The 26,232-nt window shown below is 32.4% G+C and carries 29 protein-coding genes and 2 tRNA genes; 19 read left to right on the forward strand and 12 right to left on the reverse strand.

The features are described from left to right. Nucleotides 1-29: 29 nt before the first annotated feature. From HA151_RS02015 to HA151_RS02025, 3 genes are all read right to left on the reverse strand, one after another. Complete coding sequence (locus HA151_RS02015) at nucleotides 30-788, reverse strand: site-specific integrase (protein ID WP_245151547.1); 759 nt, start codon at nucleotides 786-788, stop codon at nucleotides 30-32. 347 nt (nucleotides 789-1,135) lie between these two features. Next, nucleotides 1,136-1,207 (reverse strand) — tRNA-Thr (locus HA151_RS02020). Nucleotides 1,208-1,217: 10 nt separating this feature from the next. After that, nucleotides 1,218-1,299 (reverse strand) — tRNA-Tyr (locus HA151_RS02025). A 101-nt stretch (nucleotides 1,300-1,400) separates the two neighbouring features. On the opposite strand from HA151_RS02025, the gene aroQ reads away from it, so the two are divergent. The 10 genes from aroQ (at nucleotide 1,401) to proC (ending at nucleotide 8,538) form a co-directional block, all read left to right on the forward strand. After that, entirely contained in the window at nucleotides 1,401-1,841 is a 441-nt protein-coding gene (gene aroQ, locus HA151_RS02030; protein WP_209106129.1) for a type II 3-dehydroquinate dehydratase, read from the forward strand. Further along, nucleotides 1,842-2,450 carry a tRNA-(ms[2]io[6]A)-hydroxylase gene (locus tag HA151_RS02035; RefSeq protein WP_209105864.1) on the forward strand — a complete coding sequence of 203 codons (609 nt, stop codon included), beginning with the start codon at nucleotides 1,842-1,844 and terminating at the stop codon, nucleotides 2,448-2,450. A 15-nt stretch (nucleotides 2,451-2,465) separates the two neighbouring features. Then, a complete protein-coding gene (gene cobI / locus HA151_RS02040) occupies nucleotides 2,466-3,221 on the forward strand; it encodes a precorrin-2 C(20)-methyltransferase (protein WP_209105865.1) in 756 nt (251 codons plus the stop codon). Next, nucleotides 3,221-3,706, forward strand: coding sequence for a DUF1823 family protein (locus HA151_RS02045; protein ID WP_209105866.1), 486 nt, complete (start codon nucleotides 3,221-3,223; stop codon nucleotides 3,704-3,706). Before cobI ends, HA151_RS02045 begins: the two co-directional genes overlap by 1 nt. Nucleotides 3,707-3,780: 74 nt before the next feature. Continuing rightward, the gene (gene der / locus HA151_RS02050) at nucleotides 3,781-5,154 is read left to right on the forward strand and encodes a ribosome biogenesis GTPase Der (RefSeq protein ID WP_209105867.1); all 1,374 of its coding nucleotides are present in this window, start codon (nucleotides 3,781-3,783) and stop codon (nucleotides 5,152-5,154) included. Further along, nucleotides 5,154-6,068, forward strand: coding sequence for an energy-coupling factor transporter transmembrane component T family protein (locus tag HA151_RS02055; protein WP_209105868.1), 915 nt, complete (start codon nucleotides 5,154-5,156; stop codon nucleotides 6,066-6,068). Before der ends, HA151_RS02055 begins: the two co-directional genes overlap by 1 nt. Nucleotides 6,069-6,087: 19 nt before the next feature. Beyond that, nucleotides 6,088-6,354, forward strand: a complete 267-nt coding sequence (locus tag HA151_RS02060; RefSeq protein WP_025880619.1) for a PII-interacting protein PipX family protein — start codon at nucleotides 6,088-6,090, stop codon at nucleotides 6,352-6,354. Between the two features lie 3 nt (nucleotides 6,355-6,357). Continuing rightward, nucleotides 6,358-6,993, forward strand: coding sequence for a YggS family pyridoxal phosphate-dependent enzyme (locus tag HA151_RS02065; RefSeq protein ID WP_209105869.1), 636 nt, complete (start codon nucleotides 6,358-6,360; stop codon nucleotides 6,991-6,993). Nucleotides 6,994-7,142: 149 nt separating this feature from the next. Continuing rightward, on the forward strand, nucleotides 7,143-7,718 hold the full coding sequence (locus HA151_RS02070) for a cell division protein SepF (protein WP_209105870.1): 576 nt from the start codon (nucleotides 7,143-7,145) through the stop codon (nucleotides 7,716-7,718). A 7-nt stretch (nucleotides 7,719-7,725) separates the two neighbouring features. Continuing rightward, nucleotides 7,726-8,538, forward strand: a complete 813-nt coding sequence (proC, locus tag HA151_RS02075; protein ID WP_209105871.1) for a pyrroline-5-carboxylate reductase — start codon at nucleotides 7,726-7,728, stop codon at nucleotides 8,536-8,538. Nucleotides 8,539-8,543: 5 nt separating this feature from the next. On the opposite strand, the gene HA151_RS02080 is transcribed toward proC, so the two are convergent. From HA151_RS02080 to hpf, 4 genes are all read right to left on the reverse strand, one after another. Then, entirely contained in the window at nucleotides 8,544-9,701 is a 1,158-nt protein-coding gene (locus HA151_RS02080; protein ID WP_209105872.1) for a glycosyltransferase family 4 protein, read from the reverse strand. An 85-nt stretch (nucleotides 9,702-9,786) separates the two neighbouring features. Continuing rightward, on the reverse strand, nucleotides 9,787-10,572 hold the full coding sequence (gene recO, locus HA151_RS02085; protein WP_209105873.1) for a DNA repair protein RecO: 786 nt from the start codon (nucleotides 10,570-10,572) through the stop codon (nucleotides 9,787-9,789). Beyond that, nucleotides 10,573-11,232, reverse strand: a complete 660-nt coding sequence (locus HA151_RS02090) for a 2-deoxyribose-5-phosphate aldolase (RefSeq protein WP_209105874.1) — start codon at nucleotides 11,230-11,232, stop codon at nucleotides 10,573-10,575. 7 nt (nucleotides 11,233-11,239) lie between these two features. Next, a complete protein-coding gene (gene hpf, locus HA151_RS02095; RefSeq protein WP_209105875.1) occupies nucleotides 11,240-11,824 on the reverse strand; it encodes a ribosome hibernation-promoting factor, HPF/YfiA family in 585 nt (194 codons plus the stop codon). A 44-nt stretch (nucleotides 11,825-11,868) separates the two neighbouring features. Between hpf and lipB the strand changes: the two genes are divergently transcribed. The 5 genes from lipB (at nucleotide 11,869) to queA (ending at nucleotide 17,695) form a co-directional block, all read left to right on the forward strand. Beyond that, entirely contained in the window at nucleotides 11,869-12,519 is a 651-nt protein-coding gene (gene lipB / locus HA151_RS02100; protein WP_209105876.1) for a lipoyl(octanoyl) transferase LipB, read from the forward strand. Nucleotides 12,520-12,546: 27 nt separating this feature from the next. Next, the gene (locus tag HA151_RS02105) at nucleotides 12,547-14,490 is read left to right on the forward strand and encodes an AMP-binding protein (protein ID WP_209105877.1); all 1,944 of its coding nucleotides are present in this window, start codon (nucleotides 12,547-12,549) and stop codon (nucleotides 14,488-14,490) included. Between the two features lie 38 nt (nucleotides 14,491-14,528). Then, complete coding sequence (locus HA151_RS02110; protein ID WP_209105878.1) at nucleotides 14,529-14,972, forward strand: YlqD family protein; 444 nt, start codon at nucleotides 14,529-14,531, stop codon at nucleotides 14,970-14,972. 218 nt (nucleotides 14,973-15,190) lie between these two features. Further along, nucleotides 15,191-16,558 (forward strand): dihydrolipoamide acetyltransferase family protein, encoded by a 1,368-nt coding sequence (locus tag HA151_RS02115; protein WP_209105879.1) that lies wholly within the window; start codon nucleotides 15,191-15,193, stop codon nucleotides 16,556-16,558. A 6-nt stretch (nucleotides 16,559-16,564) separates the two neighbouring features. Next, nucleotides 16,565-17,695: a tRNA preQ1(34) S-adenosylmethionine ribosyltransferase-isomerase QueA gene (gene queA / locus HA151_RS02120; protein WP_209105880.1), complete on the forward strand. Its 1,131-nt coding sequence runs from the start codon at nucleotides 16,565-16,567 to the stop codon at nucleotides 17,693-17,695. Here queA and cysK read toward each other — a convergent pair. The 4 genes from cysK to rpsD all read right to left on the reverse strand — a co-directional run bounded on the left by cysK (nucleotide 17,692) and on the right by rpsD (nucleotide 22,085). Then, nucleotides 17,692-18,678, reverse strand: a complete 987-nt coding sequence (cysK, locus tag HA151_RS02125; protein ID WP_002805805.1) for a cysteine synthase A — start codon at nucleotides 18,676-18,678, stop codon at nucleotides 17,692-17,694. The two genes, queA and cysK, sit on opposite strands and share 4 nt — an antisense overlap. Nucleotides 18,679-18,762: 84 nt before the next feature. Then, a complete protein-coding gene (locus tag HA151_RS02130; RefSeq protein ID WP_209105881.1) occupies nucleotides 18,763-20,232 on the reverse strand; it encodes a PLP-dependent transferase in 1,470 nt (489 codons plus the stop codon). A 3-nt stretch (nucleotides 20,233-20,235) separates the two neighbouring features. Then, complete coding sequence (locus HA151_RS02135; protein WP_209105882.1) at nucleotides 20,236-21,399, reverse strand: trans-sulfuration enzyme family protein; 1,164 nt, start codon at nucleotides 21,397-21,399, stop codon at nucleotides 20,236-20,238. Between the two features lie 77 nt (nucleotides 21,400-21,476). After that, on the reverse strand, nucleotides 21,477-22,085 hold the full coding sequence (gene rpsD / locus HA151_RS02140) for a 30S ribosomal protein S4 (RefSeq protein WP_011817920.1): 609 nt from the start codon (nucleotides 22,083-22,085) through the stop codon (nucleotides 21,477-21,479). Between the two features lie 95 nt (nucleotides 22,086-22,180). Between rpsD and yidD the strand changes: the two genes are divergently transcribed. The 4 genes from yidD (at nucleotide 22,181) to HA151_RS02160 (ending at nucleotide 25,055) form a co-directional block, all read left to right on the forward strand. Beyond that, a complete protein-coding gene (gene yidD / locus HA151_RS02145) occupies nucleotides 22,181-22,417 on the forward strand; it encodes a membrane protein insertion efficiency factor YidD (RefSeq protein WP_209106130.1) in 237 nt (78 codons plus the stop codon). Between the two features lie 4 nt (nucleotides 22,418-22,421). Next, complete coding sequence (locus HA151_RS02150) at nucleotides 22,422-22,724, forward strand: glutaredoxin family protein (RefSeq protein WP_025887563.1); 303 nt, start codon at nucleotides 22,422-22,424, stop codon at nucleotides 22,722-22,724. 9 nt (nucleotides 22,725-22,733) lie between these two features. Further along, a complete protein-coding gene (locus HA151_RS02155) occupies nucleotides 22,734-24,269 on the forward strand; it encodes a UDP-N-acetylmuramoyl-L-alanyl-D-glutamate--2,6-diaminopimelate ligase (protein ID WP_209105883.1) in 1,536 nt (511 codons plus the stop codon). An 81-nt stretch (nucleotides 24,270-24,350) separates the two neighbouring features. Next, the gene (locus HA151_RS02160) at nucleotides 24,351-25,055 is read left to right on the forward strand and encodes an SDR family NAD(P)-dependent oxidoreductase (protein WP_209105884.1); all 705 of its coding nucleotides are present in this window, start codon (nucleotides 24,351-24,353) and stop codon (nucleotides 25,053-25,055) included. Here the strand turns inward: HA151_RS02160 and HA151_RS02165 are convergent. Beyond that, a complete protein-coding gene (locus tag HA151_RS02165) occupies nucleotides 25,038-26,219 on the reverse strand; it encodes an aminotransferase class V-fold PLP-dependent enzyme (RefSeq protein ID WP_209105885.1) in 1,182 nt (393 codons plus the stop codon). The two genes, HA151_RS02160 and HA151_RS02165, sit on opposite strands and share 18 nt — an antisense overlap. Nucleotides 26,220-26,232: the final 13 nt, after the last annotated feature.

The raw sequence follows: 26,232 nt of genomic DNA on the forward strand, positions 1-26,232 counted from the left end.
GGTTGCCCCCCAGTAGGGGGCCAAATAATCTAATAAGTTAGTCGATAATGACTATATCTCATCAACATTTTTATATCTCTGTGCCCACTGCAGGCACTTATTTCCAGAGCATTCATTCCATAACTCCACATTCGGCTGATTGCTATATGCCTTAAATCATGAAATCTGAGAGTTTCAAGCCCAGCCCTTTTTCTGGCTTTATCGAATCCATGCCTGGCCGCACCTTTTGTAAGATCAATAATTTTTCCATGCCTTTCTGATAATTCTTCCAGAATCTTTTTGGCTTTACCTTGAAGAGGAACAAGTCTCGGTGCTGAAGAATTATCCGTGGCGGCACAATTCTTTCTATGTATATAGATTATTCTTTTCTTGAGATCTATATTTCTCCAGGTCAGGCTCAGAAGTTCGGAGCGGCGGAAGCCAGTTGTCAGGGCAAGCTTTGTGAGTCTCAGATGATTTGGGTTGGACATCTGAGACAGTTCATATAGAAGTCTTTTCTCGTCTTGATCAGTGAAAAATGGAGCCCTTGCATCTCCGGTCCCCCTCACTCTCAGATGCCTTGCGGGGTTATCTTTTATTTCCGCTCCTCTTTCATCTCTTGCCCAGTCAATCAATACTCTCAAAATCCTCAGTTCCCGCATCACTGTATTTGGTTTCACTTTCAGTAATCTTTCATCTCGCCATACTGCAAAATGTCTTATCTGCAGAGCAATTAGTGGAATATCTTCAAGCCAGCTTTCTGCAGTCACCCTCAGTGGATATTTCTCATTCTCCGCACTGCGGTGCATAAGCAAAGGACCATTTATATACTCATTGATTGCCTCCCCAAGGGTGACAGGGATGTCATTTAAAACCTTTTTTGTTCTCTCTTCAACTGCATCTGCCCATGATTGGGCCAGATCTCTGGAAAGAAAAGTTCTTGACTTGGGGCCGACATAATTCTTCCTTCTGATAAGAACCTGCCAGCCGCTGCCGCTTCTTCTGATTGTTGCCATTTCGGTGTCATCGTATGTGTGATGCACCTCCAGATATCTGCCTATAAAACAGAAAAGTGGACCCGAAAACGGACGTCCACTTCTAATGAATTTCTTTGTGCGATAGTGGCAATCTCACTGATACCAAGCTATCCCGCGAGTGCCCTCGTCGGGACTTGAACCCGAGACCTCTCCCTTACCAAGGGAGTGCTCTACCGCTGAGCTACAAGGGCAATTTTAAAGTGGGCCGGGTTGGATTTGAACCAACGTAGGCAGAGCCAGCGGATTTACAGTCCGCCCCCTTTAACCACTCGGGCACCGACCCCCACTATTTGAACTTATCAGTTAATGGTCACTTTGTGTGAAAATGTTTTGGTTTTTTTGTTTCTTTCTAGATAGCATTTAATAGAAAAGACTTTATTGATGATGAATATCTTATTGATAAATGGACCGAATCTAAATCTTTTGGGAACTAGAGAACCAGAAATATACGGTAATAAAACATTGAGTGATATAGAAAAAGATTTAACTAAAGTTGCTAAAGAAAAAAGTATTAATCTTGAATGTTTTCAAAGTAATCACGAAGGAGAAATAGTAGATAAAATACAGGAGTCTGTAAAAACTATCCAAGGTATTCTTATAAATGCTGGCGCTTTTACTCATACCTCGATTTCTATTCGTGATGCTTTAATTGGATCAAAAATTCCGTTTGTAGAGTTACATATTTCAAATATTTTCAGTAGAGAAGATTTTCGTAAAGAATCTTTTCTTACAGATAAAGCTATAGGAATTATTAGTGGATTTGGCATATCAAGTTATTCCTTAGCTCTTGAAGGAATTATTGAATATTTAAGTAGTAAAGATTAAATGCTAGTCGATTTCAAAAGACCCACTTCTCATATTAAATATTTATCGTCATTTACCTCAGATGAGTGGATCAAACTCGCATTATCCAATCCAATCGATATTCTTATTGACCATGCTCATTGTGAAAGAAAAGCAGCAGGAGTAGCTATTCAATTGATGTTTAGATATCCATCAGAACCAAATCTAGCAGAAGTTCTAAGTCCAATAGCGAGAGAGGAATTAGAGCATTTTGAAAAAATACTTTATTTTTTAAAGGACCTTGGACATTCTCTTGAGTCCTTAAAACCGCCTCCATATGGAGCTGAATTGTCCAAGAATATAAGAAAGGAAGAGCCCAATAGAATGCTTGATAGTTTCTTAATAGCAGGACTTATTGAAGCAAGAAGTCATGAAAGATTAAGCTTGCTTGCGCTGAATTCTGAAGATAAATCGTTTCAATACCTTTATGAGTCTCTGCTTGAGAGTGAGGCAAGACATTTTGGAGTTTACTGGAAACTAGCGCAAACTAAATTCTCTAAAAATCAAACTTTAAAAAGGTTAGAGGAATTGTCTGAAATTGAATCATCTATACTAGCTGAAACTTTTGTATTGCCAAGGGTACATAGCTAAAAATAATAAAATAAAATGATAATAAACAAGTTCTTAAGTTTACTTAATCGATATAAAACTGATTTGCCAACATTTACCATCGTTGGTGTAGGCCCTGGAGATCCATCGCTTTTAACAATTGCTGCTGTGGATGCAATAAAAAAAGCGAAAGTTATAGTTTACCCAATATCAGATGATAATAAAAAGAGTTTCGCTGCGGAAATCGTCAAGAAGTACACCAAATTTAAAAAAAATATTCCTATCATCTTTCCAATGGCTAGGAAGGATTTTGATCCAGATGAAATATGGTCTAATGCTGTAGAAAAAATTGTGAAATTTATACAAAATGGCGAATCAGTTGTTTTACTTTGTCTTGGAGATACTTCACTATTTGCAAGTTCTTCTAATATTTTGAGGTTAATAAAAAATAATCATGCTGAAATTATTACCAAAACAATACCTGGTATTTCCTCTATTTCAGCAGCAGCAGCTTTAAATGATTTTGATTTGGTAAAAAAAGGCGAGACATTGATCATCAAAGAATGCCCTTCTTCAGGATCTGAATTAACAACCCTAATTATGGAAAGTAAGGCAAATAAAACGGTATTGGCAATTATGAAAGTTGGCAAAAGATGGAATTTAGTCAGGGAAATTTTAAAAAAAGAGGATATCCTCAATACATCATTAATAGCTTTAAGTGTTGGGATGCCTGATCAAATTATTCAATATGCATCACAATATAAAAAGGAATTTATGCCTTATTTCTCTTTGATTTTGATAAGGTTCGATTAATGTATAAAAAAGAAAAATTAGTTGAAAATCAATTTACATGGCCAATATGTAAGGATCTTTTATTTCTTGTTCTCGAAGATAGGGTTAGTGATATTTTTGTTTGTGAATTGGTTTGGGAAAGACTTTTTTATACTAAAGAACTCTCTATAAATGATTGGGCCTTTAGCGCATTAACTCCTTCCTATTGGTCAGAAAAATTTGAAAAAGCTCCTCAAATCATTTCAGAGCGACCAGCCTCAGTACATTTGACTCGATCAATTCCAAAAGAATATAAACAAGGATTAAAAAATTTTCTCAATTTTAAAGGTTATAAGATTAATGAACTCTATCCAAGAAGAACTAGAAGAGCGACGGCAGTAAATTGGTTGCTTTATTGGGCGATTGAAAATGATTGTTTTTCAAAAGATAGTGGATTATTGCCAAGTCCTAGTTCGCCACCTGTTAATCCAGTTAAAGGACATTTTGGCGATCCAGAAATTAAATAAGTTTTTTTGAATAAGGTAAATTATTCTATTAAAGGTATAGTTGTATTGGATACTACTTTCTTTGGAGAGAAGAATTGATTCTTCCTACAATAGCAATTATCGGAAGACCGAACGTTGGGAAATCTACCTTAGTTAATCGTCTTTGCCAAAGTAATGATGCAATAGTATTTGATAAGCCTGGTGTTACAAGAGATAGAACTTATCAAAATGCTTCATGGGGAGGTAAGGAATTTCAAATAGTTGATACTGGAGGTTTAGTTTTTGATGATGATAGTGAATTTCTTCCAGAGATAAGGACACAAGTTTTCTTGGCTCTAGAAGAGGCTTCACTAGCATTACTGGTGGTAGATGGGAATCAAGGCGTTACTGATGGTGATTTGTCAATAGCAAAATGGTTAAGAAACTCGAGATGTAAAACAATTGTTGCTGTTAATAAATGCGAATCGACTACTCTAGGAATATCACTAGCTTCGGAGTTCTGGAAATTAGGATTGGGCGAACCTAACCCTGTTTCGGCTATCCATGGTTCAGGCACTGGAGATCTTTTAGATCTCGTTATTGGCGAACTTCCTGAAAATAATATCCAGGATGATGAAGAAAAGATAATGATGTCGATTATTGGTAGGCCTAATGTTGGTAAATCTAGTTTATTAAATTCAATCTGTGGAGAAAAAAGAGCAATAGTTAGTGATATTAGTGGTACGACAACTGATTCAATAGATACTCTTATAAAAAAAGGTGATAATCATTGGAAAATTATTGATACTGCAGGGATTAGAAGAAAGAAAAATGTTAAATATGGCACTGAATTCTTTGGTATTAATAGGGCTTTTAAATCTATAGATAGAAGTGATGTTTGTGTTTTAGTTATAGATGCTATAGATGGAGTGACTGACCAAGACCAAAAGCTGGCTGGACGCATAGAAGAACAAGGCAGAGCTTGTATAATTGTTGTTAATAAATGGGACCTTGTAGAAAAAAATAGTGCAACAATTTATCAAGTAGAAAAAGAACTTAGATCTAAACTTTATTTTTTGCACTGGTCAAAAATGATTTTTATATCTGCCCTAACTGGTCAAAGAGTTGATAATATTTTTGAGCATGCTCTTAATGCTGTAAATCAACACAGAAGAAGAGTTACAACATCCGTAGTTAATGAAGTACTTAAAGAATCAATCAGTTGGAAAAGTCCTCCAACGAAGAGAAGCGGCAAGCAAGGTAGGCTTTATTACGGTACTCAAGTTAAGAACAAACCTCCCACTTTTACACTTTTTGTAAATGACCCTAAATTATTTGGAATAACTTATAGAAGATATATTGAAAAACAAATTAGAGTAAATTTAGGCTTTGAAGGCACACCTCTCATTTTACTTTGGAGAGGAAAACAGCAAAGAGCTTTAAATAAAGAAGTCGAAAGAGAAAATATTGAGTTAATTCAAAAAGATTAATGAATTTGCTAACCAAATTTTCTGTTGGTCAATACGTTCATGGTAATAGAAGTTGGCTAAGAATTATAGATAGTAGATTAAAAATAATTATCGTAATGATATTTTTAATCACACCAATTTGGGCAGGTCCAATATGGAGATTGGGTTTAGTTGTTTCTTTACTATTAATTACTTTTTTAAGTTTATTGCCATCTAGAGTATGGTGGCGATCATTATTTTTTCTCTCATGTTTATCATTATTAATTGGATTTATATCAATACTTGCCTCATCTGATATTCAATCTCTTGATGGCTACTTAAGAAATCCCAATGAGTTGCAAGTAGTACTGGAAAGCCAAAAAGAATGGAATATTTTGCAAATTCCTTCGCAGAAGATATGGTTTATTAATCTTGGCCCCTACAATTTATCAAGAAAAGCCTTAGAACTAGGAATAAAAACCTCCACTTTGATATTTACCGTTATTCATAGTGTGAATTTGATGCTTTTAACCACATTGCAGGAAGACATTGTATGGGGATTAAGTTGGTTTATGTATCCATTTAGGAAGATTGGATTGCCAACTAGTAAGTGGCTTTTTCAGTTGTTAATTGCATTACGTTTTATTCCTCTAGTGCAGGAAGAACTTCAAAATATCATTAAATCAGCGTCAGTTAGATCAATAAATTTTCGAAATTTAGGATTGAAGAAATCGTTTAATGTTTTATTAATATTAGTGGAAAGGTTATTTCAAAATATATTTCTGAGAATTGATTATGGAGCAGAATCATTACTCTCAAAGAAAAAAATTATTATAAAAACTAACAGATTTAGAACTCTTTATCCTTCAAAAGCTCTCAATGTAATTGTTAATACATTATCGATTTGTTTTATTTGCATAGCAATTTTTCTTAGAAAACTGTATGGTGCATTATAAATAACACAATATTTTAGGTTTGAGTTCTGAGCGTTATTTAAACCATCCAACATTTGGTATGTTATATCAAGTTTCTCCTGGAAATGATGGGAGAGATATTTATGCGACTTTATACGCTCAAAAAATGTTTTTCTTGGTAGAGGTTCGGCAGAGAGAAGTTTTTTTTGAAGTTATACCTTATTTGGATGCCCGCAATCAGGCCGAATTAAACCTTCAAAAAGCAAGAAGAAAAGGATCTGAAGAACTATCTAAATGGGAGAATTTATTTACGCAAACTTTCTTATAAAAGGTGAACCCTGAAAATTATTTAAAAATAAGAAATAAGATACCATCAAATGTAAATATTCTTGCGGTAAGTAAAGGATTTAAAAGTCAAGAAATCAAGACTATTCAAAATATAGGTCAGAACGATTTTGGTGAAAGTAGGGTTCAAGAGGCGTTTGAAAAACAATTAACCTTAAAAGATCTTAAACAAATAAATTGGCACTTTATTGGAAGAATACAAAGTAATAAAATAAGAAAAATAGTTCAAAATTTTAAATACATTCATTCAGTAGATTCATTTGAAAAGTTGCAAAAGATTTCCAATATTTCACGTGAGGAAAAGAAAAATCCATTAATAATGTTGCAGGTTAAGTTGAGTGATGATCCTACTAAAGGAGGATTTAATCCTGAATTTTTAATTTTGAAATGGAGAGAAATTCAAGATTTGAAAAATATTTCTTTAACCGGTTTGATGACTATAAATCCTAAAGGACTTAGCTCTAAAGAAAATTCAGGGTTGTTCAAAAAATGTCGAGCTCTTGCTGATTCACTGCAACTACCAGATTGTTCCATGGGGATGTCAGGTGATTGGGAGGAAGCTATTGACGCTGGATCAACTTGGTTAAGATTAGGATCATTGATTTTTGGAGGTAGATCTTAATTAGTTATTTTTTATAAAAATCTTATCTATAAACTTGCAGTAAAGTTCAACTAACGTTATTTAAGTATAGGTAGTTTATTCATTTAAAAAATGAATCTATTACTTAAGGTTCCTAAACCTTAGTAATCAATTTCAAGAGGATTTAAAAGGTGTCACTTATTTCTAAATTAAAGGCAGTTGTTGCAGGGGATGAGTATCTCGATGATGATTTTGATGAGTTGGATTATCCTTCAGAGGATGAATTAAATGGTATTAATAATTTCAAACAACATCCAAAGAATGCAAATGCCCTTGCAAATTCAAATCCATTTGATTTTATGAATAACAACAGATCATCAAAAGTAGTTGGTATGCCTGGGATCTCAAATTCGTCCTCAGAAGTAAGCTTAATGGAACCAAGAAGTTTTGATGAGATGCCTCAAGCTATACAAGCATTAAGAGAGAGAAAAACTGTAATTCTCAATTTAACTATGATGGATCCTGATCAAGCTCAAAGAGCGGTAGATTTCATTGCTGGGGGCACATATGCAATTGATGGACATCAAGAGAGAGTTGGTGAAAGTATTTTTCTTTTTGCTCCAAGTTGTGTAAATGTAACTAGTTCTTCCCCAGAAGAAGCTTCTCCTTCCTCTGGGTCTATAGAAAACACACCACAATATAGTTTGGGCAAAAATACTACTCCTGAACCAGCATGGGGTGATTCTAAATTAAGTGCTTATTCATGATTAATCTGTGACAGATAAAATTGCGATTATTGGTTTTGGAAATATTGCAAGTGCTATAGTTACCCCTCTTTTAGATAACGAATTAATTCAGCCAGAGAATGTTTTTTGTGTTGTAAATACAGAAAAAAGTTTAGAAAACATAAAAAAAAATTATAAACATAAAATAAACGTTTATAAATCAGGTTCTAAAGAGTCAAAAATAATTTGGGATTGTAAATATAAACTTCTTTCGATAAAACCTCAACAATTAAAAGATATAAGTGAGGCCCATCATATAAAAAACAAGGACAATTTAATAGTTTCAATTCTTGCGGGGGTTTCTATAAATAGACTTTCTCAAAAGTTTCCTAATCATAAATGTGTGAGAGTGGTTACCAATATTCCAATAACTATTGGAAAAGGTTTAACAGGGATTTCTTGGGGAGAAGAAATTACAGAAGATCAGAAACAATTTACAAAAAAATTATTTGAAAATACTAGTAAAATTTATGAATTTACTGAAGACTACCTTGATATATTTTTAGCTTTAACTTCATCAGGTCCTGCAGTTATTGCTTTGATTATAGAAGCATTAAGTGATGGAGGATTAAGCGGGGGATTACCAAAAATAATTTCAGAGGAACTTGTTATGGAAATGATACTAGGCACTATTTGTTTAATAAAGGAAAATAAACTTTCTACTTCTGAGCTTAAAAATTTAGTAACCTCTCCAGGTGGAACAACTATTTCTGCTTTAAGGGTATTAGAAAAAAAGAGTGTAAGGTCAGCATTAATTGAATCAATAGTTTCAGCTAGTAATCGTAGTAAAGAGTTTCGTTAGGTTTTTCAATTATCTTTTAAGTTCATGTAAACTTTTTCAAGTGAATTTATATTTTTAGTAATTGTGTATCTCTCAAGTATGCGCTTTCTAGCTTTTTCTCCAAGATCTTTTGTAAATGAAGGGTGTTCTACAAGAATTGGGATTATAGTTTTTAATTGTGAAGCCACATTATCAGTTGAAATTACTATTCCTGCTCCGTTATCTAAAACTTCACCATCAGCTCCCGCATCTGTAGCTACACAAGCAGTACCAGCCGACATTGCCTCTAAAAGTGATAATGATAAACCTTCTACTAAGCTTGGTAAGAAAAATACTTCTGCTATTTGCATTATTGCTATCCTAGTTTCTAAATCTAATTCGGCACCCCACCAAATTAATTTCTCATTGCCAAGATTAGAAAAACTATTTTCAAGTGTTGGCTTCATTGGTCCATCCCCAACAATAACTAATTTGCAATTTTGAGTTTTTGTTTGGCGCCAAGAACGTAAAAGTGGCTCGATATTTTTCTCATTTGCAATCCTTCCCATATATAAAAAGATTCTTTCATTTCCAAGTTTGTTTTTAACCTGATCATATTTTTTATTTTTTTTGTAAAAAGGTTTCCAAATATTTTCATCAACCCCGTTTGGAATAATTATTTGTTTTTCTTTAGGTACTCCTAATTTTTCAAGAACATTTTTTTGTAGTTCAGAAAAAATAATTATTTTATCGAACTTTGCTAAAGAGGGAGCATAAAGTTGATACGTTAATTGTTGAGTGCTCGCGGTTAGATTTCTATTTTTTGCATCAAATGGTGGATGAAATGTTCCTATAAGAGGAATATTAATTTTATTACAAAGCTCTGGAAGTCTAAAGTCTAAAGGAGATAAAGTTAGGCTTGCATGTACTATGTCAGGTTTTAATTTTTCCAATGATAGCCTAAGCTCTTTTTCAGCCCTTGGCGAGGGAATTGTATAGACTTGAGATTTAATTAAATATGGGAGACTTACATCAGGATCATTTGCAAGAAATAATGGTTTTGATGAATTTGAACTAGATGGATTGTCGAAATGGATAAAACTAATTTTATGCCCTCTGGCCTTCAATTCCTTAGTTGTTGAATTACCGTAAGTCACATTTCCGCAAAAAGGGGATTTTTTACCCAACCAGGCAATATGAACCACATTAATTGATTTAGCTATTTATAAAGTTAACAGTCAGAGCCGTCATGATCATAATTTTTAAATTTATTAATCATTTATAAAAATCTTAACTATATATTTCTTTCAACATTTTTAGTGATGATAGATCTTTCTCTAATTGAGCACAGATCCAAGTCTCAATAATAAATAATATTTTAAGCCAGACTTTTTTAGGTCCCAATAACTCTCCATTAGATTTTATTGGCAATTCGGGAAAAAGAAGTCTTTGTAATAGAGCAACTTCAGATGCATTTATTTTTAGATTACTTTGAGGATCTTCAATGGACGAAAACCCTTCACTTGGCAAATAATAACAACTCCATTCCCAATTTCCTAAAGGCGGAATAATAGGTTCTCCAGTTTTACAGCAATGATGAATTGGTAAATTTATACCTCCAATGGCTAATAGATGGATTAAAGATTGAATACTCATTGAGAGCATTTTAATATCTTCTTCTTTAGATTCTTCATACAAATAAATCCTATCTAGATGAGCAAGAACACAAGATAAATAGTTTTGTTGCTTGTCATTATTACCTACTAATAAAAAAGTTAATTCAGTTATGGCTTGTGCGGCTGCAAGACATTCGATATTTTTCCCTAGGCCAGAATAGCTTTTTAATATTTTAATTTGACGTACAGATTTAAGATTTCTTTTCCCAAAAATCTGCAGACTTAAATATGTTAATGGAGTAGCTGCAGCAAGACTACTTTTAGGACGCCTAGCACCAGGGACCGCTAATCTCACAATCCCTTGCTCATCAGTAAGTATAGTTATTAATCTATCATTCTCGCCTAATGGAGAAGCTTTAATACAGAGACCTTCTAGTCTGCACTCTCCAGAACCAGACATTTAAATAACCTTTGCTTCTTGAAAAATCTCACAAAAATTAGAAGTCCCCACGCAACTAATTCCATTATCAAACAAATCAATTACGTGCGACAGTTTTTTTATGCCACCTACAACTTTGATTTGATTTTGAGAGCCTGTGATTTTTAGTATTTCGCGGACATCATTAGAAGTAAGAGTAGATCCAAAACCGTCTCCGAATTGAAAATTTTTTATTCCTAATTCCAAACATATTTCAATCGCATTGATAAAAACTTCTTCTTGTAGTTTTGATTTATTTATGATTATTGAAACTGGTAATCCAGATAATTTAACTTGCTCAATTTCAGCAGCGAAAGTTTCTAAATTTCTTTTGGATAAATTGATAAAGTTTGGGATATATTCAATTCCTTTTGCACCCTTATCTTTTGCAAAACAAACTAATTCTTCAATAAATGAAACTGGTAAATCTGCTAAAGGGTAAGAAATAAGTGCGTTTATATCCGCACTGTAATTACCCAAACAGTTTTTAAGATCAGTTAAATAATTTAGTGAAGTAGAAATATTTTTGATATTGTATTTTCTTATTAAATCGCAATTCACACAGAAATCTTCCCATGATAAATAAGGGTTAATAATAATCGCATGAATTTTCTCGTTTAATTCATATTCAATATTGGGCATTTAAAACTTATTTAGATTGAATCAATCCATAACCTCCATGATTCCTTTTATATATAACTTGAAGTTCATTATTTTTCTTGTTTCGAAAAACATAAAAATCATGATCAATTAGATCTAATTGTTTTCTTGCTTCGTCTGATGAAATTGGAGTCATTTCAAAGTATTTATTTTTTATAGATGGCTCAGGCAGACTTGCTTCAGTTCCTTCTTTAAATAAAGCTTTATCTAAAAAATTTGATTCCATTCTTTCAATTGGTAAAGAATCTTTATTTTTAAATTGTTTATTATGAATTGTTTTATTGGTTCTTTCTTTGTATTTGCGTAATTTTCTACAAAGTTTATTTGAAACTAAATCAATGCTTGAGTATAGATTTTCAGTTTTTTCTTCAGCTCTAATTACGGTACCATTTGCAAAAATAGTAACTTCTGCAGTTTGGAACGAGACTCTTGGATTCTTTTCAATTGAAAGATGTATGTCAGCTTCTTTAACGATATCCTTATAGTGATGTATTGCTTTTTCTATCTTTGCTTCAGTATATTCTTTTAATGCTCCAGTGAGCTCAAGATTCTTTCCATGGATTAAAATTTTCATAACAAATCTAAAAATATTTACTTACTTTCTAAATCTACTTAAATATGGATAATAGAACAGCAATAATTAAACAACCTGATAATATTTCTTCTTTTAATGATGTTTATAAATTACAAAAAGAATATCAGGAGGCATTGATTTTAGATAATTCTAACCCAGATTTTATTTGGATAGGGGAGCATCAACTCTGTTATACATTGGGGAGAGGATCTAATTACGATAATTTACTATTTTCTCTGAATGATGCTAGATATGATGTTTTTAAGATTGACAGAGGTGGTGAGGTAACTTGTCATATGCCAGGACAATTAGTAACGTATTTGGTTTTAGATTTGAAAAATTTTAATAAAGATTTAAATTGGTACTTAAGAAAAATTGAAGAAATTATTATAAAAATCCTTGGAGCTTTTAAAATAGATTGTCACTCTAGAGAAGGGTTTACTGGTGTTTGGATAGGAAATAAAAAAATCGCATCAATTGGAATTGGGTGTAAAAGATGGATTACGATAAATGGATTTTCAATCAATATTGACTGCGAATTAGAAAATTTTAATAAGATTGTTCCTTGCGGAATAGAAAATTGTCTTATGGCAAATATGGTTGATTACAACAAAAACCTAAATATTCAAGAAGTCAAGAGAATTGTTAAAAAAACCATCGAAGAAGAATTTAATTTTGATTTTATATCAAAATAGAAATTAAAATTTCAAAATCAATTTAATATGGGTGATTTAGCGTATTGGCCTGCAGCCAAACCTCTTTCTAAAAAAAATAAATTTGCCAAAAATAGAGATTTTATTAAGAAGCTTAATCATATAGATCAAATTTGGGAAAAATTAAAATTTAAATGTGGTGATGCTTTAGCTGTTTGCGATTTAAGAGGGAAATATAAAGAAAAATTTTCTTATTCTGAGCTGGCTGATTTAATAACAAAAGTCTCTTTTTCTTTCGAAAATTATGGTTTAAAAAAGGGGGATGTAGTTACTGTAATATCTGAAAATTCTCCAAGATGGCTATTAGTAGATCAAGGCTTAATGCGTTTAGGAGCTATCAATGCGGTGAGAGGTATTAATTCTCCGTCAGTAGAATTAGACTATATTATTGAGCACTCTAATTCAGTAGGTCTAATAGTTCAATCTAAGGAGATTTGGCTAAAGTTAAACAACAAAGAAGAATTAAAAAAAAGACTGAAATTTATAATCAACTTAGAAGATGAACAATTTGAAAGTTTAATAAGTTGGAATCAATTTATAAGTGCAGCAGAAAAAGAAAATTCACAAAATAATAATCTTGAAACATTTAATCCAAAAATTGATGATGTTGCTACTATCCTTTACACTTCTGGGACAACAGGAAAACCTAAAGGTGTCCCCTTGACTCATGCAAATTTTTTACATCAAATAATCAATTTAGCTTATATCGCTGATCCAGAACCTGGGACCTCTGTTTTAAGCGTGTTGCCTATCTGGCATTCTTATGAAAGAAGTGCTGAATACTTCTTCTTTTCATGTGGCTGTTCTCAATACTATACAATTCCAAAATTTCTGAAAGACGATATTACACAAATTAAACCAGTTGTCATGGCTACTGTACCAAGACTATGGGAAGCAATACATGATGGTTTTTTTCAGGCGTTGAAAAAAATGCCTTCCAAAAAGCAAAAACTTATTAAGTTTTTGATAGGGAATAGTTCAGTCTTCAAAAGAAGTCTAAGAAAGATAAGAAATTTAGATATCAATCAAATAACTTTTGAATCAAAAATCACCTTACTTGGTTCTGTTATTAGCCGATATCCTTTACATAAATTGTCTACCATTTTTTTATGGCCAAATATTCTTAGACAACTATGCGGAGAAAAACTGAAATTTCCCATTAACGGCGGCGGTGCATTGCCAGAACATGTAGATCTTTTTTTTGAATCTTTAGGTATAGATGTTTTGGTGGGATATGGACTCACAGAAACTAGTCCAGTATTAACTTGTAGGAGAAGAGAATTAAATGTTAGAGGATCATCCGGTCAGCCTCTAGCATTTACTGAAATTAAAATAGTGAATGATGATAAGAAAAAGATTCTGAAGTTCAGAGAAGTCGGAAAAATTCTTGTTAGGGGCCCGCAAGTAATGAAAGGTTATCTTAATAATGAAATAGCTACAAAAGGTGTTTTATCCAAGGATGGTTGGTTTGATACTGGTGATTTAGGTTTTCTAATACCAAATGGTTCTCTCTTTATAACAGGAAGAGCCAAGGATACAATAGTGCTATCAAGTGGTGAAAATATAGAACCGAATCCGCTAGAGACTGAAATCCTTAGTTCTGAATTTATAAATCAGATTCAACTAGTAGGACAAGATAAGAAATGTTTAACAGCCCTTGTAGTTCCTAATGTCGAATTGGTTAAAAGCAAGTTTTTGGAAGAAGACCTTTCAAAATTAAACCTGAATAAGAAAATTGGTATATTTTTCAAATCACAAATTAATAATTTGCTTAAAAGTCGATTAGGAGCAAGATTAGAAGAACAAATATTAGATTGTTATTTTGTTGATGCCTTTACTCTAGAAAATGGGTTGTTAACACAAACTCTTAAACAAAAAAGAAGAGAAATAGAAAAAAAGTATTCATTACAAATAGAAAATATGTATGAAAACAAATTTAGTAAGAAAATTTAATTTGTTCTATCTATATTGAAAAGGTAATTTAATTTTTTATGGAAACAAAAAACTCAATATCTATAAAGCGCTCAATAGCTATTAAAGCTGTAGTTACACCAACTTGGAAGGAAGATGCTGAAAAAGAATTAAGTAAAGCAATTTCAAACATTGATCAGCAATTATCGCAACTGGAGCAAGAGGGTCAGCAAATAGTAAATAATATTAGATCCCAATCGGTTAATCCCCTAGATCCAAGGGTTCAAGAACAGGTTAGTCAGGTGCAACAACAAGTCGCAGCAAAACGAAATGAAATTGAAGAACAAAAAAGAAATCTACTTCAACAACAGAATCAAGTTCGCGAATTAAAAATGGACGAAATTGTTGATCAAGGGCAAGTGGATAGTTTCTGTGATGTCACTGTGGGAGACAATCTTATTGAAAAAATGCAAGTATCGATTACGGTTAAGGATGGAGTTATTCAATCTATAGATAATAATTAAAGAGAAGATTTAGTATTTTTGATAAATATAAGTAAATCTTAATTTCGAAAAGTTTTAAATTCTAATCGATTTAAATTATTACTTTCTTAAGTTTTAAGAGTTCCCACTGTGAACATGATTTCGTATAATTAAAACAAGAGTTTAAAGGGTTCTTAACCATAAAAACTTTAGGAAGTTTGGTAGAAATCCCTTGAAACTTATGCAATAACAATTTTCTTATGTCTCACGAAATATTCATGCCTGCCTTGAGTTCTACTATGACGGAGGGCAAGATTGTGGAATGGTTGAAAAATCCAGGAGATAAAGTTGAAAGAGGTGAATCCGTCTTGGTTGTTGAATCTGACAAGGCAGATATGGATGTTGAATCTTTTCAAGATGGATATCTTGCGGCTGTTTTAATGCCTGCTGGCAGCACTGCACCAGTAGGAGAGACTATCGGCCTTATTGTTGAAAATGAGGATGAGATAGCTTCTGTTCAAGAACAAAATAAAGGAAATCAACCCGAAGTTTCTAGTTCGGATCAACTTGAATTGGTAAGTAATAAAACTGAAGAAAAACCTGAAGTTCAAAGTGAAATTGTTGAAAAACAAGAAAAAGAAGTTGTATTAATGAGTGAAAAGGCAGCCCCATCTTTCAGTAGCGATCAAATAAATGCTGCTACGAGTAATGTTTCTTCGAGGGTGATTGCATCTCCAAGAGCTAAAAAACTTGCCTCTCAAATGGGTGTTGATTTAGCAAAGGTTCATGGATCCGGACCTCACGGAAGGATTCAAGCCGATGATATTTTAAAAGCTAATGGCCAACCAGTCTCTATACCATGGATAGGTGAAGGTGGTTCTCCTGCAAGTGTACCTGGTGCAAATTTGGGAGTTGAAAGTAAACCAGAAACTTCAGGAAATAGTTTTGGTAATCCCGGAGAAACAGTTCAATTTAATACTCTTCAAAAAGCGGTAAATAAAAATATGGAATCTAGTTTAGATGTGCCATGTTTTAGGGTGGGTTATTCCATTAACACAGATAAATTAGATAATTTCTACAAAAAAGTAAAACAGAACGGAGTTACTATGACTGCTTTACTAGTAAAGGCAGTTGCAAAGACACTAAAGAAACATCCTCAAGTTAACTCAAGTTTTTCAGAAAATGGAATTTCTTATCCAGAAAATATAAATATTGCTGTTGCTGTTGCGATGGAAGATGGTGGACTAATAACTCCAGTTTTAAAAGAACCATGCAATACTGATTTATTTGAATTGTCTAGGGAATGGAAAGATCTTGTAAAAAGATCAAGATCAAAACAATTAGAACCTGATGAATACTCAACAGGAACCTTCACTTTATCTAACCTTGGGATGTTTGGAGTTGATAGATTTGACGCAATTCTTCCTCCAGGGACCGGTGCTATTTTAGCCATAGCATCATCGAAACCAACCGTTGTTGCTAATAGTGATGGTTCAATATCTGTTAAAAAAATAATGCAAGTAAATCTAACAGCTGATCATAGAGTGATCTATGGAGCTGATGGAGCTTCATTCTTAAAAGACTTGGCTTCCCTAATTGAAGATGAGCCAGAGAATCTTGTCTCCTAAATTTAATTGATTTCTCAACTTAATAATGAAGAAAGAGATTATAAGCTTGAAGCTTATGATTATTTACTTGATCCTTCATTAATTGCTAGTAAACCTTCTGCAATTAGGCATGAATCAAGATTGATGATAGTTAGAAATAGTTTTTTAGAAGAAGACTGTTTAACTAATAAATTTACCAAGAATCTTTTAGATGAATTTAGAGAAGGGGATCTTGTAATTGTAAATAATACTAAAGTTATGAAAGCTAGGTTAAAGGTTGAATTAGAAAATAAGACATTAGTAGAATTATTAGTTTTAGAAAGATCCCATGAATGTGTTTGGTTATGTTTGGCAAAGCCAGCAAAAAAGTTAAAAATAAATAGAAAATTAAAATTAAAATCTCCATTAGCACAAGATATTAATTTGATTGTTGATGGAGTTGATGAAGAAACTGGAGGGAGATTTATTAAATTTCCGGAAAATATAACTTGTCTCAATTCAATGAATGAACTTCTTGATAAATACGGGGAAATCCCTCTTCCTCCTTATATAAAAAATTCCGAAGAAGAATCTTTTCATGAGAAAAGTTATCAAACTGAGTATGCAACAAATCCGGGGGCAGTTGCTGCACCAACAGCTGGTTTACACTTAAGCAAAAGTCTTATTTCCAATCTAAAAAAAAAAGGCGTAATAATCTTACCGATAACTTTGCACGTGGGCTATGGAACATTCAAACCAATTGATCAAGAAGATTTAAGTAACTTAAAACTTCACAAAGAATGGGTAAGTGTTAGTAAGGAAGTAGTGGAGGAAATAAAAAGAATAAAGAAAACAGATAGAAAAATAATTGCTATTGGTACAACTAGCGTAAGAGCTCTTGAAAGTTGTTATTCTTACGAAATTAATGACTTTGTTCCCATAGCTAAATACGTAGATTTAGTAATTAAGCCAGGTTATAAATTTAAGGTAGTTGATGGATTATTAACTAATTTTCATCTCCCTAAAAGTTCATTATTACTTTTAGTAAGTGCAATGATTGGTAGAGAAAGATTATTAGATTTGTACAAGAAAGCCATAAAAGAAAAATTTAGATTCTTCTCTTATGGCGATGCGATGTATATTTCACCAGATTCACTACTGGAGAAAAAATTGATTTAGGCTTTGACTGGTTCTTGAATGATTCCGCTTGGAACTTCAGTAAACATAATTGATGATAAATACCTCTCTGCTAAATCAGGTAGAACAACTACAATTGTCTTTCCAGCATATTCATCTTGTTCAGCTAATCTAACCGCAGCTGCAGCAGCGGCTCCACAAGATATGCCTACTAATAGACCTTCCTCTTTGGCTAATCTAAGAGCCATCTCTATTGATTCGTCATTTGTTACTTGTTCAACCTTGTCAACAATTGATAAGTCAAGGTTCTTAGGAATAAATCCTGCTCCAATTCCTTGTATTTTATGTGGTCCGGATTTAACTTCTTCTCCATTCATTGTCTGTGTAATAACAGGACTATGTGATGGTTCAACAGCTACAGAAGTGATATTCTTGCCCTTCTCTTGCTTAATGTATCTTGAAACTCCTGTAATTGTGCCGCCAGTTCCAACCCCTGCAACTAGGACATCAATTTCGCCATCACAATCATCCCAGATTTCTGGTCCAGTAGTTTTGAAATGAATTTCAGGGTTCGCTGGGTTATCAAATTGACCTGGCATGAAATATTGAGAAGGATTACTTTCTGCAATTTCTTTAGCCTTAGCTATTGCTCCAGGCATACCTTTAGATGCCTCTGTTAAAACAATTTCAGCACCCAACACTGCCATAACCCTTCTTCTTTCAATTGACATGGATTCTGGCATTGTAAGGATCAGTTTATAACCTCTTGCTGAAGCAGTAAAAGCTAAAGCAATTCCTGTATTTCCAGAAGTTGGCTCAACAATAGTTTTGTCTTTTGTAAGTTTCCCACTTTTCTCTGCATCCCAAATCATGTTTGCGCCAATCCTACATTTGACACTATAAGCGGGGTTTCTACCTTCAATTTTTGCAAGTACTGTAGCTTTCGCGTTTTTAGTAACTGATTTTAATTTTACTAATGGAGTGTTTCCAATAGCAAAACTGTTGTCCTCATAAATTTTTGCCATGTATAAATTAAGAAAATATATATTAATACTAACTATTATTCAGAAAAAAAGTATATAAGTTTCTATACGGTAAATACTAGGAATTTAGAAATTATTTAGTGCTTCAGAAAAGCTTTTCCATAATTGATCTTGGTCTTCTAATCCGACTGATACTCTAATAAGGTGCGAGGGTATACCAAAACTTTCAGCCCAATCCAACTCGTCATAATGAGCTAGTAAAACATAAGGACAAACTAGAGTAAATTTTGTACCTAAACTAGGTCCTTTAGATACTTGTAGAGAATCATAAAATTTCTTGGCTTTTTTCAATCCTCCATTTAATTCAAATGATAATAAGCAGCCGTATCCTCCATCAGAAGTAAGTAAAGAATTAAAATTTGGACAATTTTCAGGATGGAAAATATTCTTAATCTCACTATGAGTCTCTAATCTTTTTTTTAATTCTAAACATGCTTTATTTTGTTCAAAAACTCTTTGATTTACATCTCTACTAACTCTCTCTAGATAAACTATATCTCCATCGGAAAGTATTGGAATATTAATCTCGTTTAATGCATTTCTAAACTGATCAATCCATTTGCTTTTTGGATTTAGTATTAATGATCCGGCAAGAATATCACCACTACCTGAAAAAATTTTTGTAAGTGAAGTAAAAACTATATCTGCATGTTCTATGGAATTTATATTTAAATTCGAACCAATTGTATCGTCAACAATTAACGGAATATTTAGCTTTTTTGCAATTTTTGAAATTTTTTTAATGTTTACACATTTGAGCATTGGATTACTTGGAAGTTCAATAATTAATGCTGATGGATTTATTCTTTTGATTTCTAATTCAATATCCGCGCAATTTTCTTCTGTAATTAACTTTGCTCCGTGAAAGATTTTCATTGGTAATTTAAGTACATCTACATATGGAAAACCAACTTGGAGTGTTGGTTTAGCTGGAAATAATTTATATATGATTTCTAATGATGTATGCAATGCAGACATTCCAGATGAAGTTAAGTGAATATCATTAGAGTCAATTTTTGTAGATTTAGAAATTCTATTTTTTATTCTTTGAGAACATTCATTTACGTAAGATTTTGGAGGGCAATCTTCAAGACCTAATTCTATAGCGGCAGCTCTTGAAGATAGACCAAGACCAGTATGTTGCCAAAAATATTTTGCATAAATACTTCCTTCTTTTTCAGTTATTAAGAAAGCTAAATTATTTCTTTTTTCTATTAACGAGAATTGTTCAGAAGTATTTCTATCAATATATTTTTTAGCTTTAAAAGCTATTCTTTCATTCGGATATGGCCAGATACTTTTATTGTTGTAGTAATTTTGTTTTTTTACTTTTTCGCATAATCTTTTCACTATGGGGTTTAGCCCGAATCGTGGGTAAATGGACTTCAATAAATTCATACATTCTTGATCTTTTTCCTCGTAATTTATTACATCATTCCAAGTTGGTAATGCTACAGAAACAGCATGAATACTATCAGGAATTGCATATCCCAACTCTAAATTTTTCCATATAGGTTTTTTAAGTAAATCTCTCAATTTTCAGAATTTATTTAAAGCAAATAAAATGTCCGAGATTAAATCGTTTGTATCTTCACATCCAATTGATAATCTGACAAGAGCATCATCTATCCCTAGTAAATTTTTTGTTTTGTCATCAATGGAAGCATGAGTCATCGTTGCAGGGTGACAAATTAAACTTTCAACTCCTCCAAGGCTTTCTGCTAGAGAGAAATATTTGAGAGATTTGCAAAATTTAAAAGTATCCTCTTTATTTAAATTTAATTTTAGGGTGATCATTGAACCTCCAGATTTCATTTGCGATTTTGCTAAATTAAATTGCGGATGTTCTTGATTAAAAGGGTAAATTACTTTACTAATAATTTTATGATTACCTAATTCTTCAGAAATAAATTCTGCACTTTTAGTTTGTTGTTCGATTCTTAAAGGAAGAGTTTTTACTCCTCTCGTAATGAGCCAACTATCAAAAGGAGATGGTTGAAGCCCGAGAGCTTTTTGAGAGAAAAGCATCTTACTATTCCATTCCTCATTATTTGTAAGTACTGCTCCGCCAAGTGCATCACTATGTCCATTAATGAATTTTGTGGTGCTTACAAGCGATAGTGTTGCACCAAGGTCCAATGGTTTTTGAATAAGTGCAGTAGAGAAGGTATTGTCTACAACTACTGGTATTTCGAGTTTATTCGCTTCATCACAAATCGCCTTAATATCGAGTACTTTCAAAAGTGGATTAGTTGGACTTTCTAGCCATATCAAGGTTGGCTCGAAGTTTGAAATCTTTTTGACATTATTTTCGTTTGTAAAATCTGTGTATAAAACTTCTAGTCCAAATTTCTTGAAAACTTTTTCGAACATCCTCACTGTACAACCATAGAGATTTGACTCGCAGAGTATCTTGTCACCTGATTTCAGTGTTGATGAAATTGCAGTTACCGCGCTAATTCCAGATCCAAAAACTGTACAATATTTAGAATCTTCTATTGATTTAAGGGTGTTTTCTAGAATTCTAAAGTTGGGATTGCCTGATCTGGTGTAGTCGAAATTATCTTTATTTCCATGTTTGAAAGTAGATGTAGAAAAAATAGGAGGCATAACACATCCAGTTTCTTCAGCAAATGTTTCCCCATGGTGAATAGATAAGGTCTTAAAACCTGGCTTTTTTATATTATTTTCCTTATTTCCCATTATTTTTTAAAAATAAGAATTAAATTAAATCTCTCATTTTTTTAAAGAGAGATTTAATAATCCAAAGAAAAGTAATATTAAACTTTTCTTGAATAATATTCAACAACTAGTAGTTCGTTTATTTCTAGAGCCACCCACTCTCTATCGCATTTCCCATTTATTTTTCCCGTTAATTTAGGCTTGTCTAAATCAAGATGAGGTGGGACATTTGCTAAGCCAGGGAATTCTATATTACCTTCTACAAGTTTTTTGCTTGCTTTGTTTTCTTTAATTCCGATTACATCGCCTGATTTGCATTGATAACCAGCAATATCAAGAACCTTTCCATTAACGGTTACATGGCCATGATTTACTAATTGTCTTGAGCCTGGAATGGTACCTCCAAAACCCAATCTAAAACAAACATTATCAAGTCTGTTTTCTAAAAGTCTTAGTAGGTTAGTACCTGTAGATCCTTCTTGAGCTCTAGCTTTTTTCACATAACGTACTAGTTGTTTTTCAGAAACTCCATAATTAAACCTAAGTTTCTGCTTTTCTTCTAGACGAATTGCATATTCTGATCGCTTGCGACGGGCTTGGCCGTGCTGACCTGGAGGATTAGACTTCTTTGAAGCTTTCCTGGTGAGACCTGGTAGTTCTCCCAAGCGACGCGTAACCCTTAATCTGGGGCCGCGGTATCTTGACATAATTTTAAATTAAATAGAAAATTGCAATAAATTGGATAATTGATTAAATTCAATTAAACTAATTACTACTGGAAATATTATTTTACATCATGAAAGTGTTCAAAACTATAAATAAATCAATTACTTCTATACTTCTTTTTTTGATTTCGTTTTATCAAAAGTGGTTTTCTCCTTTTTTTGGACCAAGATGCAGATTTATTCCAAGTTGCAGCTCTTATGGATATGAGGCAATTACTAGACATGGTCCTTGGAAGGGAGGGTGGTTAACTTTAAAAAGATTAAGCAGATGTCATCCTTTAACTCCCTGTGGATGTGACCCTGTGCCTGAGTAAATGAATGAAAATATTTATTTTTGTTAGGCAGGGATGTTGCCTTTGTGATTCATTAAAAAACAAACTGGCAAAAATAAATCTTAATGAGTTATTCCCTAATCTAGAGGAGCTTAAAGAAATTGATATTGATAGGGTCGATTTATATAAAGATAAATATAAAAAATATGATTATGAAGTACCTGTTATTGCTATTGAAAGAATTAGGTCCGAGGAGATCATAGAATTGCCTCGCATTTCTCCAAGATTAAAAGATGATCAATTAAAGAATTGGTTTCAAAAAAATATTAGTACCATTCTGGAGAAATAATTTTTTTATATGAGATCTATAAAATTACATAAACTTTTAGATTTGGTAGGAATTATTCCTTCATCAAATCTTATCGATCAAGATATCAATAATATTTCTTTTAACTCTAAAGAAGTACAAAAAGGAACTTTATTTTTAGGAATGCCTGGTTTAAATGTTGATGGAGGAAAATTTTGTATTGAGGCAATTGAAAATGGCGCAGAGGCTGCCATTATTGGGCCTGCTGCAAAACAGAAAATTGGATCTATTGATCGAAAAAGGATTTTGGTTATTGAGGATAATTTAGATTATATTTTTGGTCAAATAGTCGCTGAGTTTTGGAATAGGCCTTCAAGAAAACTTAAACTTATTGGTGTTACTGGTACAAATGGAAAAACGACAATTACTTTCTTATTGGAATACCTTTTAAAAAAATTAGGGAAAAAGACTGCATTATTTGGGACCTTGTTTAATAGATGGCCTGGCTTCTCAGAAGTTGCTTCTCATACAACTGATTTCGCCGATAAACTTCAAAAGAAATTAAATGCTGCTGTTGAGGCAGAATCTGAATTCGCGATATTAGAAGTAAGTTCTCATTCTATTGCTCAAAAGAGGATATCAGGATGCGAATTTGAGGCGGCTATTTTTACTAATTTAACTCAAGATCATCTTGATTATCACTCAGATATGGAATCTTATTTTCAAACAAAAAGAAAATTGTTTTTACCACCTTATTTAATAGAAAAGGATGGAATTTCTGTATTAAATCACGATGACCCTTGGATATCTAAATTATCATCTGATCTTGAAAAAAGATCTTCATTAGTGTCTACAAAGATTACTGAAAGTGAATTTAAAAATCATGATTTTTTTTTCGTAACAGATAAAAAATTTACTGAAAATGGCTCAACCTGCATTTTTCATACACCCAAGGAAAAAATTCAACTTTTTGTTCCACTCGTTGGAGAATTTAATTTAATGAATGCGATTCAAGCAATAACAATTTTGTATAAACTTAATTTTTCTTTAAAAGATCTATCAAAGTTAATACGATCTTTCCCTGGCGCTCCTGGGCGAATGGAGAAAATAGAAATTGATAATGATGACGTTTTAAGATCACTTCCAACAGTAATTGTTGATTATGCCCACACTCCTGATGGATTAAAAAAAGTTTTGCAATCAATTAAAAAACTTTGTAAGGGAAAACTCATTACTGTTTTTGGCTGTGGAGGAGATCGAGATCTTGGTAAAAGGCCTTTAATGGGATCAATAGCTGAAGAGTTTTCTGATCAACTTTTTATAACTTCAGATAATCCAAGATCAGAAGAACCCCAAAAGATAGTAAATGATATTTTGATGGGTATAAAAAAAAGAGAAAAAATAACAATTGAGATTGATAGATTTAAAGCAATAAATGAATCTATTAAATTTGCCAATAAAGAAGATATTGTTTTAATTGCAGGTAAAGGACATGAAGACTACCAAATTCTCAATGATAAAGTTATTAATTTTGATGATAGAAAAATAGCTTATAAATTATTAAAAGAAAAAAGAAAATCTCAATAAAATTTCCTAATCAAATAAGAAAGATCTTTACGCAAATTACAGGAAAAGTTTCTTAGAATTGATAGAGTTATTTTTAATAAAATGAAAGGCTTAGCCTTAGTTGTAGGCGCAGGTGGAATTGGAACCCAAATAGCTAAAGATCTGAGTGAAAGTGAAAAAGATTTAGAAGTTGTTTTGTGTGGAAGAAAAAGTGAATTTAATTCTTTTTGGGAATTAGATATAGAGGATTCTCAATCCCTTTTGCAGTTGAAAAATAAAATATCAAATCAGCCTTCAAAATTAAGGCTAGTTGTTAATGCTACAGGTAGACTTCATGGTGATTCTCTTCAACCAGAAAAAAGATTACAACATCTTGATAAAAAAAATATGATGGAAAGTTTTTCAATAAACGCCTTTTCTCCTATTTTATTAGCTAAAGCGATTGAAGAATTTATACCAAAAGATTTGGATTTTAATTTTGCAAGTATAAGTGCAAGAGTTGGTAGCATTGGAGATAATCAAACTGGAGGTTGGTATTCATATAGAGCTGCAAAATCTGCGCAAAATCAGTTTTTTAAATCTTTAAGTATTGAATGGTCTAGACGTTTCCCAAAGGCTACTATCACATTGCTTCATCCAGGAACAGTAGATACTGATTTATCTAGACCTTTTCATAAATTTGTGCCAGAACATAAATTATTTAGTAAAGAAAAATCCTCCCAATTTTTGATAAATATTATTAAAAATCAATCCCCGGAATGTACTGGAAAATTTATTGCTTGGGATAGCTCAGAAATACCCTGGTAATTTTTTAATTTCTTCAGAAAGTAAATTAATCTCAGCTTCTATCGTCATTTGATGTACGCATGCTCTAAACCATTTTGGATCTTCTAAAACTCTAATCCAAATTTTCTTTTCTCCAAGTTTATTTACAAATTTATCCTTATCTTTAATATTTTCGATGTTAAAACTAACTATCCCATTTAAGTACTTTTTTTCTAAAACTAATTCAACACCCTTTAATTGATTTAATTCATCCCAAAGTTTCTCACTTAATCTTTTGATATTTTCGCTTTTTTCTTTTTCATGGCAGTCTTTATCCAAAAGATCTATAGAATTACGAAGCCCTGCAAGTAAAGGAATGCAAGATGTAGCTACTTCAAACTTCCTTGCATCATCATGAAAAAGATTATCTGAAGGCTCATAAATGCCTTGTTCTTTTTTTAATGATTTCCAACCAATTATTGTTGGATCTGTTTCATGAATAAATCTATCTGAAACATAAATGGCTCCAAGTCCTTCTGGTCCACATGCCCATTTATGAGAAGTTATTGAATATAAATCAGAATAAAAAACTTCTTTTTCAATATTTATATGCCCAAAGGTTTGAGCACCATCAACAAGTAAATAAGAATCTGCTCGATTATTTTTTAATTCGATAGAAATTTGTTTTAAAGGAATTTTATATCCAAAGTTCCATAAGATATGAGAAATAATTAGTATCTTAGTCTTACTATTTAGATTTTTCAAAATCTCTAAAATTATATTTTCGTCGTTTAGATTTTTGAATTTTTGGATCGGCAAAATTTTGAATATTAATTTATTTCTTCTGCAAAATTCTCGACTTGCAGCCACTACTCCAGGATGTTCACAGTCACTTATTAACAGCTCTTCTCCCTCTTCTACTTTTATTCCCCAAAAGGGCAAAATCATACCGGAAGAGATATTCTCGGTTAAAGCTACATTCTTTGAATTTACACCTAATTTTTTTGCAATGAGCCTTTTTGTGGTCAATATTTCTTTGTAAATAAAAGGCCACATATTGTTAGTAAATGGTCCTAAATCTTGGATAATTTCCCACGTTTTAACTATGGCTTCTAAAGAAGATTTTGGTAATGGTCCTTGACCTCCATAGTTGAAATAATACTTATTTTTTAATGCTGGTATTTGATCTCTTAGATTATTTCTCATGGAAATTTAAGTT

Origin of the sequence: Prochlorococcus marinus XMU1419 (assembly GCF_017695955.1) — a bacterium.
Lineage (GTDB): Bacteria > Cyanobacteriota > Cyanobacteriia > PCC-6307 > Cyanobiaceae > Prochlorococcus_A > Prochlorococcus_A marinus_AD.